This window comes from Brevibacterium metallidurans (assembly GCF_037101285.1).
GTDB classification, from domain to species: Bacteria; Actinomycetota; Actinomycetes; order Actinomycetales; family Brevibacteriaceae; genus Brevibacterium; species Brevibacterium metallidurans.
On the sequence record NZ_BAAAAF010000003.1, the window covers coordinates 134,160 to 147,137 of the forward strand.

The following is a 12,978-nucleotide window of genomic DNA, read 5'->3' on the forward strand; positions in this document are numbered from 1 at the left end:
CTCCCTGTTCGAGCACCGCACCCCTGTTCGAGGACCGTATTCCACCGCTCGAAGTCCGCAGCCACGGCCGCGGCATCACGGTCGGCATCCTCGGCGCTCATGCCAGGACCGGCCCGTGATCCAGTCCGCCGCCCTCGTAGACTTGAGGGCATGCCGCGCAGTCCGTTACCGCCGAGAGAGGGCATCTCGGCGACCGTGCTCCGCGCTCCCGGGGGACTGGCGACTCACGCCAAGGCCCACCTGCCCGTGCCTGCGACGATCGGGGACTGGCTGTCTGCCGAGTTCCCGCACGCCGCCGAGGACGAGAGACGCGCGCTCACTGCGCAGACGCCTGCCGACGCGCACGATCTGCTCCCCGGCCAGATGTGCGACGCCGCGGGCACTTCGGTGTCCTGGGACGATCCTGTGATCCCCGGCGGCTTCTACTTCTTCCACCGCCCCGTGCCGCCGGAGGACCGGATCGCCTTCGAGGTGACGACGGTGTTCGAGGACGAGGACCTCCTCGTCGTCGACAAACCCCACTTCCTCGCGAGCACCCCCAATGGCCGCTTCGTCCGCGAAAGCGTCGTCACCCGCCTGCGCGTCGACCGCGACGAACCCGACCTCGTCGCCATCCACCGCCTCGACCGGATCACCGCGGGCCTCCTCATCCTCTCCCGACGCCTCTCAACCCGCGGCCGCTACCAGCGCCTCTTCCAGGACCGAGCGGTGACGAAGACCTACCGCGCCCTCGCCCCCAGCCCGCCGCCCGATCTCGAATTTCCGCTCACCCGACGCTCCCGCCTGCACAAACCCACTGGCGGTCGGCAGGTCCTCGAAGTGCCCGGGGAGGTCAACGCGATCAGCCGGATCGACCACCTCGGCGAGGTGGAGGGACGACCGGAGGTCAGCGCATACCGACTCGAACCCCTGACCGGGAAGACCCACCAGCTGCGCGTGCACATGAACGCACTCGGGCTGCCCCTCGTCGGCGACCCCGTCTACCCGCACGATCTCGGCCCCGACCCCTACGACTTCTCGTCCCCGCTGCAGCTGCTCGCGGCCACGATCGACTTCGCCGATCCGCTCACCGGGGCACCCCGGCACTTCGCGACGGGACTCGAGCTCAACCTCGGCGGGTGAATCAGCAGGGATCGTCCACGACGGACACGGGCTCGACGGTGCCCGCCGAGGTGGCAGTGCGCTGGGAATGCGGCAGGCGTAGTGGGGCGGTCGCATCTCACGGAGGGAGACACGGTAGCCTGGTGGTATGAGCCCGAACGCACCCGGATGCACCTCAGAGGCGATCGTCGCCCTGGTCCGGACCCGAATCACCACCGGAGAGTACCCAGCAGGATCTCCGGTGCGCGATGGTGCGCTGGCCAAGGAATTCAACGTCTCCCGCAACACCGCCCGCGAATCCCTCAGCCTGCTGCGCCACGCCGGTCTGCTCACCCAGGAGCCCAACCGCGGTTTCTTCGTCCGCACCTTCGGCATCGACGAACTCAAGGACCTCTACCGGGCCCGCCGGGTCTTCGAGATCCGTGCCGTCCAGGAGTCCCAGGACGCCACCGACGAGGCGATGGCCCGCGTCGAAGCCTCCGTCGTCCGGGCCGAGAACGCCCCGGAGAACGAAGGCTGGGCCGACGCGCAGGAGCACTCGGCGTCCTTCCACCGGGCGATCGTCGGGCTCCTCGGCTCGCCCCTGCTCGACGAGTTCTACCTCAACCTCATGGCCCGCCTGTCGACGACGTTCTCCCGCTCACCCGAGCCCGGGAAATACCACTCGCACTGGGCCAACCCGCACCGCGACATCCTCGAGAAGATCAAGTCCGGGGACCGGCAGGGCGCCGAAGGACTGCTGCGCATCCACCTCGACGACTCCGAGGCCTCGACGCTCGACCTGGCACGGTCGGTGGGCGCGGGACGCTGACCTCCACACCCTTCGTTCTGGGACTGTTCGACCGCGGAACCCAATGGTCGCCGGTGGCTGCGGACCGCCTCGGCGAGGTGTCCATTCTCACAGCCCGGGGTAGTTGAAACTGTAGAAGCCTCACAGTCCCCTTCGATACCATGGATCAACTGATCTTCCGCGTCGAAAGGCTGGACTCATGGGGAACTCCGAGCAGGAATCACAGACCGCACACGATCCGTTCGCACTCACCGGACTCACGTACGATGACGTTCTGCTCCTGCCCGGCGACACCGATGTCATTCCCTCGGAAGCCTCAACGACGACGCGCCTGACCAAGGACATCGAGCTCAACATCCCGCTCGTCTCCGCCGCCATGGACACCGTGACCGAATCGCGGATGGCGATCGCCATGGCCCGCATCGGCGGACTCGGCATCATCCACCGCAACCTGTCGAAGGAAGACCAGGCCGACCAGGTCGACTACGTCAAGCGCTCCGAGTCGGGGATGATCAACGACCCGCTGACGATCACCCCGGAGAAGACCCTCGAAGAGCTCGACGAACTCTGCGGCCGCTACCGCATCTCCGGTCTGCCCGTCGTCGACGAGAACGACGTCCTCGTCGGCATCGTCACCAACCGCGACCTCCGCTTCGTCACCCGCAGCGAATTCCCCACCCGCACCGTCGCCGAGACGATGACTCCGATGCCGCTGGTCACCGCCCCCGTCGGCGTCTCTCCGGAGAAGGCCTTCGAGCTGCTCGCCGACAACAAGGTCGAGAAGCTGCCCCTGGTCGATGAGAACAACGTCATCCGCGGCCTCATCACCGTCAAGGACTTCGTCAAGACCGAGGAATACCCGCTCGCGACGAAGGACTCCGAAGGCCGCCTGCGCGTCGGTGCCGCCGTCGGCTTCTACGGCGACGCCTACGAGCGTGCCGGCCTCCTCGCCGAGGCGGGCGTCGACGTCCTCGTCGTCGACACCGCGAACGGCCACGCCCGGGGCGTGACCGACATGATCAAGACGATCAAGGCCGACCCCGCGTTCTCCCACGTCCAGATCATCGGCGGCAACGTCGCGACGAAGGAGGGCGCACAGGCGCTCATCGACGCCGGCGTCGACGCCGTCAAGGTCGGCGTGGGCCCCGGCTCGATCTGCACGACCCGCGTCGTCGCCGGCGTCGGCGTCCCGCAGGTCACCGCCATCCACCTCGCCGCGCAGGCCGCTCGCGCCGCCGGCGTCCCCGTCATCGGCGACGGCGGCCTCCAGTACTCCGGCGACATCGGCAAGGCCCTCGTCGCCGGCGCCGACACCGTCATGCTCGGCTCCCTGCTCGCCGGCTGCAACGAGTCTCCGGGCGAGCTGATCTTCGTCAACGGCAAGCAGTACAAGGCCTACCGCGGCATGGGCTCACTCGGCGCGATGGCTCCCCGCAAGGGCAAGTCGTACTCGAAGGACCGCTACTTCCAGGCCGATATCGCCACCGACACCGACCTCATCCCCGAGGGCATCGAAGGCCGCGTCGCCTACCGCGGCCACCTCAAGCAGGTCGCCCACCAGCTCACCGGCGGTCTGCGCCAGACGATGTTCTACGTCGGCGCGCGCACGATCGACGAACTCAAGGCCAAGGGCCGGTTCGTCCGCCTCACCACGGCCGGACTCAAGGAGAGCCACCCGCACGACATCCAGATGACCGTCGAAGCCCCGAACTACGTCTCGAAGTGAGTCGCCGAGGCGGGCGGCTTCGCTGAGGCGGCTTGCCTCGCTGAGACGACCTGCGCTTCGATCGCACACGACGCGGCCGCAGTCCCACCACGGGCTGCGGCCGCGTCGCGCATTCACCGACCCAGCCGACTCCACCGTTAGGGCCGATTCCACCGACCCAGGCGACCCCACCGACAGAGCCGATTCCACCACAACCACTCCTGTCATGTGACGAGGATCACGTCGCATATTTTCGGGCAGGCAGTGTTGTCATTTCGACCCCTCTGACCCCCGCGAGACCGGGCGACGGGGAAGACGCGTTTCCGGCAAGGGTGCTTCTGTAGTGAGCCGTCTGTGACGATCGCTCAACATTTTCGCACTGACTTAGGGTAGGTTTCCCTAATGCGATCGGGTCGACCCGATCCGCATACCGAAGGAGGCTGCCGAACACTCATGAACGAAACGCTCTCGGAGATCCACCCCGCCCACGACCGCGTGACTCGCGCGAACACCGCCCGCGACTCTGTCACCAGCGACAACACCCACATCCACGACATCGTCGGCATCGGCATCGGGCCCTTCGGCCTCGGTCTCGCCGCCCTCGCCGACCCGCTGCCCGACGTCGACGCCGTCTTCCTCGACCAGCGGCCGGAGTTCCGCTGGCATCCGGGCATGATGATCGAAGGCGCCACCGTGCAGGTGCCCTTCCTCGCCGACCTCGTCACCATGGCCGACCCCACTTCGCGCTTCTCGTTCCTCCAGTTCCTCAAGGACCGCGGCCGCCTCTACCCGTTCTACATCCGCGAATCCTTCTACCCCCTGCGCGCCGAATTCGACGAGTACTGCCGGTGGGTCGCCGCACAGCTGGACACCCTGCGCTGGAACCGGAGGGTCACCTCGGTGACCGATGACGAGGGAATCCATACCGTCACCGCCGAGGTGACCGATCCCTCCGGCTGCACCGTGGCCACGGAGACCTACCGCGCCCGCCACATCGTCCTCGGCGTCGGCACCGCACCCGTCCTACCCGAGGCGCTGAGCGACCTCGGCACCGCCGACGGCGGGCCCGTCATCCACACCGCGGACTACCTCGACCACCGCGAGGCACTGCTCGAGAGCGGGTCCGTGACGATCGTCGGCAGCGGGCAGTCCGCGGCCGAGATCTACCGCGACCTCATCGAGGACGCCGAAGCCCGCGGGGTGCGCGTGGACTGGGTGACCCGCTCGCCGCGGTTCTTCCCGATGGAGTACACGAAGCTCACCCTCGAGATGACCTCGCCGGAGTACACCGACCACTTCCGCGCCCTGCCCGATGACCTGCGCCGACGCCTCGGCCGCGAACAGCGCACCCTCTACAAGGGCATCAGCGGCGACCTCATCGACGACATCCACGACACGCTCTACCGACTCAGCCGCGGTGGACGCGCGCTGCTGACGAACCTGTTCACCGACGCCGAGCTCATCGCGGCAGAACCCCTGCGGGGAGGCTGGGCGCCGGGCGAGTACGCGCTCACCTTCCGGAACACCCTCCTCGGCGAGACCTTCACCCGCCGCAGCGGTGCCGTCGTCGCCGCGACCGGTTACCGGTCATCCCTGCCGGGATTCCTCGCCCCGCTCGGCGAGGACATCCGCCTCGACGACGAGGGCCGCCTCGACGCGCGGCGCGACTACACCGTCGACGACGCAGGCACGATTCACGTCCTCGGCGTTGAAGAGCACACCCACGGCGTCACCGCTCCCGACCTCGGCTTCGGACCGTGGCGTGCCTCGGTCGTGCTCGCCCATGTCACCGGCCGCGAACCCTATCCGATCGAGCGCGCGATCGCGTTCCAGACCTTCGGGGTCCCGGACTCGGAGACCTCCGCCGAGGCGGTGTCCGGGGTGAGTGCGCACCGTGCCGATCGATCCGCCGACGGCACCGATGAATTCGCCGAACGCGACGTTCGATCCGCCGACGGTGCCGGTCGTTCCACCGCCCTGGCCCGTCCGACCGCGAACCGCGCCCATCCGACCGACGCCCGCACCGAGGAGATGACCCACGCATGAGCACCGACACGATCACCAGCGGCCAGCAGACGACCGATCCGCTCACCGCCCCCGGCAAGAGGACCGCCCCCGGCGAGGCGACCGCCTCGGCGCCGGACATCACGATCCTTCCGCTGCGCCCCGACCGCCACTCCGCGGACGTCCACGCCTGGCTGAGCCACCCACGCTCGCACTTCTGGCAGATGACGGAACTCGACGAGCCCGCCGTGCGCAGCTACCTCGAGGCGATCCGCATCTCCGCAGATGAGAACGGGTGGATCGGACTCGTCGACGGTGTCCCGCGGTTCTACGTCGAGACCTACACGCCGGTGATCCTCATCCCCGCCGAGGTGGTTCCCGAGCGACCCGGTGACATCGGCATGCACCTCCTCGTCGCCCCGCCCGAGGGTCCCGGCATTCGCGGACTCACGGACGCCGTCATGGCCGCAGTCATCGACTTCTGCCTGCGTCCGCGCACACTCGGCGGTCGCGGCGGCCTGCGCGTCGTCGTCGAACCCGATGCCCGCAACGAGGCGATCCATGCCAAGAATGCCGCGGCCGGGTTCCGCGTGCTCGGGGAGGCCGAGGTGCCCATGGGAGATGGCACGAAGACGGCGCTCGTGAGCACCTGCACCCGCACCGACTTCGCCGCCAGCCGTCTCGCCGGCCTGGTCGACACGGGTTGGATCGACAACGTCGGGACGGACGGCGAAGTCGTGGGTGACGGCATCGGGGCGGGCGACCACCTCGGCCACCTCGGCGAGGGACAGCGCACCACCGCGACTCACCTCGGCGACAATGCCCACCGACCCGATGGCACGCACCTCGAGGTGGAGGACTACGCGCACCTCACCCCGGAGGCCTTCGCGGTCGTCAGCCGTCATCTCGTCGCCAAGGCGATCGCCGAATTCGCCCACGAACGGCTCATCGCCCCACGTCACACGCCCGAACATGGACCCGAGGCCTGGGTGCTCGCGATCCCGACCGCGGACCAGGGTGACGGCGAGAACGACTCCGGCACCGAACCACAGCCGCTGATCCCGGCGCCCGTCGTCCACTACACCTTCGATGCCCGGGTGCTTCCGCTCGAACACTGGGCCATTGATGAGGCGAGCATCATGCGCTACCGCGACGGGCATCCGATCAACCTCGACGTCCAGGAGCTCGTCCTCGAACTCCAGGACGGACTCGGCCTGCCTGAGGACCTCGTCTCGACCTACCTTGAGGAGCTTGCCTCGACGCTTGCCGGAGGTGCTTTCAAGCTCACGGAGGCCCGGCAGGGAACGCGACCGGACGTGGAGGGTCTCCTCGATGCCGACTTCCAGACGGTCGAGGCGGCGATGACCGAGGGGCATCCGGGTTTCCTCGCCAACAACGGTCGCATCGGCTTCGCGCTCAGCGACTACCGTCGTTGGGCACCGGAGACCGGGCGGCTCAACCGTCTCGAGTGGGTGGCCGTGAACCGGGAGCACGCGCACCTGTCCGTTGGTGCCGGACTTAATGAGGTGAGCCACCTCGAGTGGGCACTCAGCGACGATGAGCGCACCCTCTTCGCCGACCGCCTCGGCGCGGCCGGGCGCAGTCTCGACGACGTCCACCTCATGCCGATCCACCCGTGGCAGGCCGACCACCGGCTGGCGATCACCTTCGCCGCCGACATCGCCCGGGGCGATCTCACCCCGCTCGGGTCCGGGCTCGATGAGCATCAGGCGCAGCAGTCGCTGCGGACGTTCTTCAACCACTCGCGTGCCGGTGCCCCGTATGCGAAGGTCGCGCTCGCGGTGCAGAACATGGGCTTCCTCCGCGGGCTCTCGCCGACGTACATGCGTGACACCCCGGCGATCAACGACTGGGTGGCCCGCCTCGTCGCCGAGGATGCGACGTTCGCCGACCACGGCTTCCGACTCCTGCGCGAACGCAGCGCGATCGGGTACACCGGCGACGTCTACCACCGCACGCGTGAGACCAATCCGCACCGGAAGATGCTCGCAGCCCTGTGGCGCGAGAACCCGCTGCCGCTGCTCGTCGGCGGGCAGCGGACGATGACGATGGCCGCTCTTCTCCACCGCGACCACCGCGGAGATGCCCTGGTCAGCGCGCTCATCCGCCGCTCAGGCGCTAGCGCCGAGGAGTGGGTGCGTTCGTACCTGCGGGCCTACCTCGAACCGCTCGTTCACGCGCTGCTGGCCCATGATCTCGTGTTCATGCCGCACGGGGAGAACCTCATCCTCGTCCTGGAGGACGACCTGGTCACGGGTGTGTTCATGAAGGACATCGGCGAAGAGGTCGCCTACCTCGGGCAGGGGAGTCTGCCGCCCGAGATTGAGCGGATCCGCGCCGTCGTTCCCGGTGAGGCGAAGGCGCTGTCGATCTTCACCGACGTCTTCGACGGTGTGCTGCGCCACCTGGCGGGGATCCTCGAGGTCGACGGCGTCCTCGCCTCGGACCGGTTCTGGTCGCTCGTCGCCGAGGTGCTCGAGCGTTACGAGTCCGAGCATCCGGACACGGCCCGTGGGCTCGCCGGTGACATCGACCTGCGCACCGGACGGTTCAAACACTCGTGCCTCAACCGCCTGCAGCTGCGCAACACGACGCAGATGGTCGACATCGGCAACCAGGCGGACTCGCTCATCTACGCGGGCACGATGCGCAACCCCGTGGGCCGCTGACGCGGAGAGCGCTTCGGGCTCACTTCGATCTCGAGGGCGCAGTTCACGAACTGAGCCCTCGAGATCGAAGTGGGCTGGAGGTGAGTCCGAACTCCAGGCCGTCGGGCTATCATCGATCCCACGGTCGCCTGCCTCGAGGCGGCCGCCGGGGTCGGTGCCCCGGACTGTCCCGAAGGCGCACACATGGTCAAGCAGCACGACCGGCCGACCCTGGCCACGGTCGCCGAGCGCGCCGGTGTGAGCATCAAGACGGCCTCCCGGGTACTCAACGGGGAGAAGCACGTCGCCAGTGCGACCGCGGCCAAGGTGGAGACCGCGGCCGCCGAGCTCGGCTTCCGCCTCAACTCCGCGGCTCGCCGACTGCGTGAAGGCAGCCGGTCACCCTACATCGGCGTCGTGCTCTCCGATATGGATGATCCTCTCCAGGTGCGGATCCTCGCTCGCCTCGAACGCGACCTCGCCGTCCACGGCCTGCGCCCCGTCGTCACCGTGACCGGCGGGGATCCCGCACTCGAACGCGCCTTCGTCGACGACTGTCGGGGCGGGGACATGTCCGGCATCTGCGTCGTGTGCTCCCAACCGGAATCTGCGGACATCTACGCCCAAGCCTCAGGCGGATCCTCCTCGGCGGGCACCGGCGAGGTCGCCGTCGTCTCCCTCGATCCGGCCGTCGCGGGGCTGGGCATCACGACGATCGCCGCTGACGACGTCGCCGCGGGGCGGCGTGCCGCCGAACAGCTCGTGCGCCACGGTCACATCAGCATCGGCGTCATCGGCGACCGCGCCCTCATCGAATCCCAGGTCCGCCGGCTCGCCGGCATCCGCGAGGTCCTCGCCGACCGCAGGGACATCGGCTGGCGCGCTTACCTCGACGAAGGGGCCCACGACCAGTCGAGCGCGAAGAACGTCGTCGCCGCGCTGCTCGGGTCCCGTGCCGCCCCGACCGCCCTCATCACCCTCTCGGCCACGGTGACGATGGGCGCCATCGATGCCAGCCGCCGCCTCGACCAGTGGCCGGCCGTCGTCGGCATCGACGACTTCCCCGGAGCGGATCTCCTCGACGTCACCGTCGTCGACCCGGACGTCGATGCGATGTCCGCCGAGGCGGTCCGGGTCCTCTCCGGCGACCGCCGGCACCTCCCCGGCACAGGGTCGATACCCCTGCTGACCTCGCAGGACGGCCTGACCAGGGTGCGGCTCATCCGCCGCGGCAGCGGTGAGGAGTCACCTCGCCAGGCCACCGGGCGCTGAGTGCGTGCAGCGCGGAGATTTCCGCGCGGACAGTTGACAAACCTCCTCGGTGGGCGAAATATGTCTACCAACCTGACAACGTTGTCAGAATGAGGAAAGGTTCCGAGAATGCGCACTTCTCACCCCCGTGGATCATCGTCGGCGACCAGGCCGAGCAGGCTTCATCGTCGCCTCACCGTCGTCGGCGCCGCCGTTGCGATCTCCGCTCTCGCACTCACCGGCTGCGGCAACCAGAAGGGCCAGGGCAACGACGAAGCGGGCTCCGGTTCCGGCTCCGACGGCGACGTGACGATCGCCCTGCTCCTGCCCGAGTCGAAGACGACCCGATACGAATCCCTCGACAAACCCAACTTCGAGAAGTACGTCGCCGAGGCCAATCCCGACGCCAAGGTCGAATATCGCAACGCCAACCAGGACGCCTCCCAACAGCAGCAGCAGTTCGAAGCGGCTGTCACCGAAGGCGTCGACGTCATCGTCCTCGACCCCGTCGACGCCTCGGCAGTCGCCTCCTCACTGGCGAAGGCCGAAGCGAAGCAGATCCCCGTCGTCTCCTACGACCGCTTCTTCGAGGGCGCTGATTACTACACCTCGTTCGACAACAAGAAGATCGGCAACCTCCAGGGCCAAGCGCTCCTCGACGGTCTCAAGGCCAAGGGCGTCGACCCGAAGTCAGGACCGGTGTGGATGGTCAACGGCGACCCGAAGGACCCCAACGCCGCCGACTTCAAGGCCGGTGCCGAGGAGACGCTCAGATCAGCAGGTGTCGACATCGCCGCCGACCACGACACCCTCGACTGGAATCCCGACGACGCCCGACAGTGGGTCGAAGGTCAGCTCCAGGGCGGTGGTCAGAAGCCGATCGCCATCTACGCCGCCAACGACGGCACCGCCGGCGGAGTGCTCGCCGCGACGACGAAGGCCAAGCAGGACCCCGTCGTCACCGGCCAGGACGCCGAGGTCGACGGCCTGCAGAACATCCTTAAGGGCGAACAGTACGCGACGATCTACAAGTCGATCCCACCGCAGGCCGAGTTCGCCGCCAAGGCTGCGATCGCCCTGGCCGGAGGGGAGGAGCCGAAGGCCGCGACGACGTACAAGGACACCCCGACCGACTTTGTCGAGGCCAAGGTCGTCACGAAGGACACGATCAAGGACATCGTCGGCGACCAGATCAAGGCCTCGGACATCTGCAAGGGAATCGATAAGAAGCTCTGCCAAGACGCCGGAATCGAATAGGCCCCGATGACTTCCCAGACGAATGACCCGACGCCCGCTTCCGGGCGGGCGTCGGGGGACCCAGTGCTCGAACTGCGCGGCATCGCCAAACGCTTCGGTGCCGTCCAGGCGCTCACCGACATCAACCTCACCATCGGCCGCGGCGAGGTCGTCGGCCTCGTCGGCGACAACGGCGCCGGCAAGTCGACGCTCATCAAGATCATCGCCGGCGTCCACGGCGCCGACGAAGGCGAGATCCGCATGGGCGGGCGCCCACAGCGGTTCTCCTCACCGAAGGACGCCCAGAAGGCCGGGGTCGCCACGGTGTTCCAGGACCTCTCCCTGTGCGAGAACCTCGACGTCGTCGCCAACCTCTTCCTCGGCCATGAGGCCACCCGCGGCGGCGTCCTCGACGAAGTGACCATGGAGGCGAAGTCGTGGGAGCTCCTGCGCAGTCTCTCGGCGAAGATCCCGAGCGTGCGCGTGCCCATCGCCGCCCTCTCCGGGGGACAGCGGCAGACGGTCGCGATCGCCCGGTCCCTCCTCGGCGAACCCTCCATCGTCATGCTCGACGAACCGACCGCCGCCCTCGGAGTCGCCCAGACCGCCGAGGTGCTCAACCTCATCGAACGCCTCCGGGACCGTGATCTCGGGGTGCTCCTCGTCAGCCACAACATGGCCGACGTCCAAGCCGTCTGCGACCGCGTCCACGTGCTGCGCCTGGGCAGGGACGCCGGGGACTTCCCCGGTGACGAACGCACGGATGTGCTCATCGCCGCCATCACCGGCGCCAACGACAACGTCGTGACCCAGCGTGCGGCGAGGAGGGGTGAGCGCCGATGACCCGCAGCTCGTTCATCACCGACGAACGGATCTCCGACGAGGGGTTCGTGCGCACCTTCTTCCGGCGGATCAAGGAGGGCCAGCTCGGCTCGTTCCCCGTCATCCTCGCGCTCATCGTCATCGTCGTCGTCTTCCAGTCGGCGAACAGCAACTTCCTCTCCCCGGCCAACCTCGTCAACCTCTCCACGCAGGTCGCCTACCTGGCGATCCTCGCGCTCGGCATCAACCTCATCCTCCTCCTCGGGGAGATCGACCTCTCGCTCGCGCAGCTCGGCGGGCTCGCGGCCTCGGTGCTCGGTGTGCTCGTCGTCCGGCAGGACGTGCCGCCGGTCATCGCGCTGACGATCATCCTGCTCCTCGGCCTCGTCGTCGGGGCGATCCAGGGCTGGTTCTTCGCCGTCGTCGGCATCCCCGCCTTCGTCGTCACTCTCGCCGGCCTCCTCGCGTTCACGGGGCTCACCCTCACCGTGCTCGGCACCCAGAAGAACCTCTCGATGGCCGACACCTTCGCCTTCGACTTCGCCAGCTACTACTTCCCGGCGATCTGGGCGTACGTCTTCGGGGCGATCGCGGTCATCGGGTTCGCCGCGGGCCTCGTCTACTCGAAGCTGCGGCGCCATGCGCAGGGGCTCGACAGTGCGAGCTGGCTGGCCGTCATCGTCCGCATCGTGCTGCTCACGGCGATCGTCTTCGGCTTCCTCATCCTCGTCAACCAGGACTTCGGTCTCGCCCTGCCGTTCTTCCTCATGATGGTCATCGCGATCGTCATCGACCTCGTGCTGCGCAAGACGCGCTACGGGCGTTCGATCTACGCCGTCGGCGGCAAGGTCGAGGCCGCGCGGCGGGCGGGCATCCGGGTGACATGGGTGCGCATCAGCGTCTTCATGACCGCCGGCGTCCTCGCCGCCCTCTTCGGCTTCGTCAAGGCCGGAGTGACGACGAACGCCGGGTCGACGCTCGTGGCGACCCAGGATCTGCTCAATGCGATCGCCGCGGCCGTCATCGGCGGCACCTCCCTCTTCGGCGGACGCGGCACGGCCTGGGCGGCGGTGCTCGGGGCGTTCGTCGTCGGCGCCATCAACAACGGCCTCTACCTCATCGGCTTCAACTCCGACGCGCAGCAGATCATCACGGCCCTCGTCCTCCTCACCGCCGTCGTCATCGACGCGGTCAGTCGGCGCGGTCAGCGCTACGTCGGCAGGGGATAGTCGCCGAGGCGGGCGCACGGCAGCTCGAATTCACCGAGACCGCCAGTTCGCGCCGAGACCGCACCTCCAGACGTGCGGTCTCGGCGCGAAGTGGCGGTCTCGGCGGTGGTGGGACCCGTGAACCGCGCGGCCCACGCGTGCGCTGCCCGCGTCACCGGCGCCTCGGCGATC

9 protein-coding genes are annotated in these 12,978 nt (G+C 68.3%); all 9 read left to right on the forward strand.

What is annotated here, in order from left to right; translation table 11 throughout:
* Window positions 1-150 precede the first annotated feature (150 nt).
* The 9 genes from AACX88_RS05455 to AACX88_RS05495 all read left to right on the forward strand — a co-directional run bounded on the left by AACX88_RS05455 (window position 151) and on the right by AACX88_RS05495 (window position 12,807).
* Window positions 151-1,122 carry a pseudouridine synthase gene (locus AACX88_RS05455; RefSeq protein ID WP_339392087.1) on the forward strand — a complete coding sequence of 324 codons (972 nt, stop codon included), beginning with the start codon at window positions 151-153 and terminating at the stop codon, window positions 1,120-1,122.
* A gap of 127 nt (window positions 1,123-1,249) precedes the next feature.
* On the forward strand, window positions 1,250-1,912 hold the full coding sequence (locus tag AACX88_RS05460; protein WP_339392088.1) for a GntR family transcriptional regulator: 663 nt from the start codon (window positions 1,250-1,252) through the stop codon (window positions 1,910-1,912).
* A 178-nt stretch (window positions 1,913-2,090) separates the two neighbouring features.
* Window positions 2,091-3,617 (forward strand): IMP dehydrogenase, encoded by a 1,527-nt coding sequence (guaB, locus tag AACX88_RS05465; RefSeq protein ID WP_339392089.1) that lies wholly within the window; start codon window positions 2,091-2,093, stop codon window positions 3,615-3,617.
* A 432-nt stretch (window positions 3,618-4,049) separates the two neighbouring features.
* Window positions 4,050-5,642: a lysine N(6)-hydroxylase/L-ornithine N(5)-oxygenase family protein gene (locus AACX88_RS05470; RefSeq protein ID WP_339392090.1), complete on the forward strand. Its 1,593-nt coding sequence runs from the start codon at window positions 4,050-4,052 to the stop codon at window positions 5,640-5,642.
* The gene (locus AACX88_RS05475; RefSeq protein WP_339392091.1) at window positions 5,639-8,290 is read left to right on the forward strand and encodes a GNAT family N-acetyltransferase; all 2,652 of its coding nucleotides are present in this window, start codon (window positions 5,639-5,641) and stop codon (window positions 8,288-8,290) included. Before AACX88_RS05470 ends, AACX88_RS05475 begins: the two co-directional genes overlap by 4 nt.
* A 183-nt stretch (window positions 8,291-8,473) precedes the next feature.
* Window positions 8,474-9,541: a LacI family DNA-binding transcriptional regulator gene (locus tag AACX88_RS05480; RefSeq protein WP_339392092.1), complete on the forward strand. Its 1,068-nt coding sequence runs from the start codon at window positions 8,474-8,476 to the stop codon at window positions 9,539-9,541.
* A 108-nt stretch (window positions 9,542-9,649) separates the two neighbouring features.
* Window positions 9,650-10,777: a substrate-binding domain-containing protein gene (locus tag AACX88_RS05485; protein WP_339392093.1), complete on the forward strand. Its 1,128-nt coding sequence runs from the start codon at window positions 9,650-9,652 to the stop codon at window positions 10,775-10,777.
* 6 nt (window positions 10,778-10,783) lie between these two features.
* Entirely contained in the window at window positions 10,784-11,599 is an 816-nt protein-coding gene (locus tag AACX88_RS05490; protein ID WP_339392094.1) for an ATP-binding cassette domain-containing protein, read from the forward strand.
* Window positions 11,596-12,807 (forward strand): sugar ABC transporter permease, encoded by a 1,212-nt coding sequence (locus AACX88_RS05495; RefSeq protein WP_339392095.1) that lies wholly within the window; start codon window positions 11,596-11,598, stop codon window positions 12,805-12,807. Before AACX88_RS05490 ends, AACX88_RS05495 begins: the two co-directional genes overlap by 4 nt.
* Window positions 12,808-12,978 lie beyond the last annotated feature (171 nt).

Bases quoted from the DNA above. Each gene is read 5' to 3' on its own strand.
- AACX88_RS05460 (WP_339392088.1), top strand. From the start codon at position 1,250: ATGAGCCCGAACGCACCCGGATGCACCTCAGAGGCGATCGTCGCCCTG.
- AACX88_RS05485 (WP_339392093.1), top strand. From the start codon at position 9,650: ATGCGCACTTCTCACCCCCGTGGATCATCGTCGGCGACCAGGCCGAGC.
- AACX88_RS05490 (WP_339392094.1), top strand. From the start codon at position 10,784: ATGACTTCCCAGACGAATGACCCGACGCCCGCTTCCGGGCGGGCGTCG.
- AACX88_RS05495 (WP_339392095.1), top strand. From the start codon at position 11,596: ATGACCCGCAGCTCGTTCATCACCGACGAACGGATCTCCGACGAGGGG.
- AACX88_RS05470 (WP_339392090.1), top strand. From the start codon at position 4,050: ATGAACGAAACGCTCTCGGAGATCCACCCCGCCCACGACCGCGTGACT.
- guaB (WP_339392089.1), top strand. From the start codon at position 2,091: ATGGGGAACTCCGAGCAGGAATCACAGACCGCACACGATCCGTTCGCA.
- AACX88_RS05480 (WP_339392092.1), top strand. From the start codon at position 8,474: ATGGTCAAGCAGCACGACCGGCCGACCCTGGCCACGGTCGCCGAGCGC.
- AACX88_RS05475 (WP_339392091.1), top strand. From the start codon at position 5,639: ATGAGCACCGACACGATCACCAGCGGCCAGCAGACGACCGATCCGCTC.
- AACX88_RS05455 (WP_339392087.1), top strand. From the start codon at position 151: ATGCCGCGCAGTCCGTTACCGCCGAGAGAGGGCATCTCGGCGACCGTG.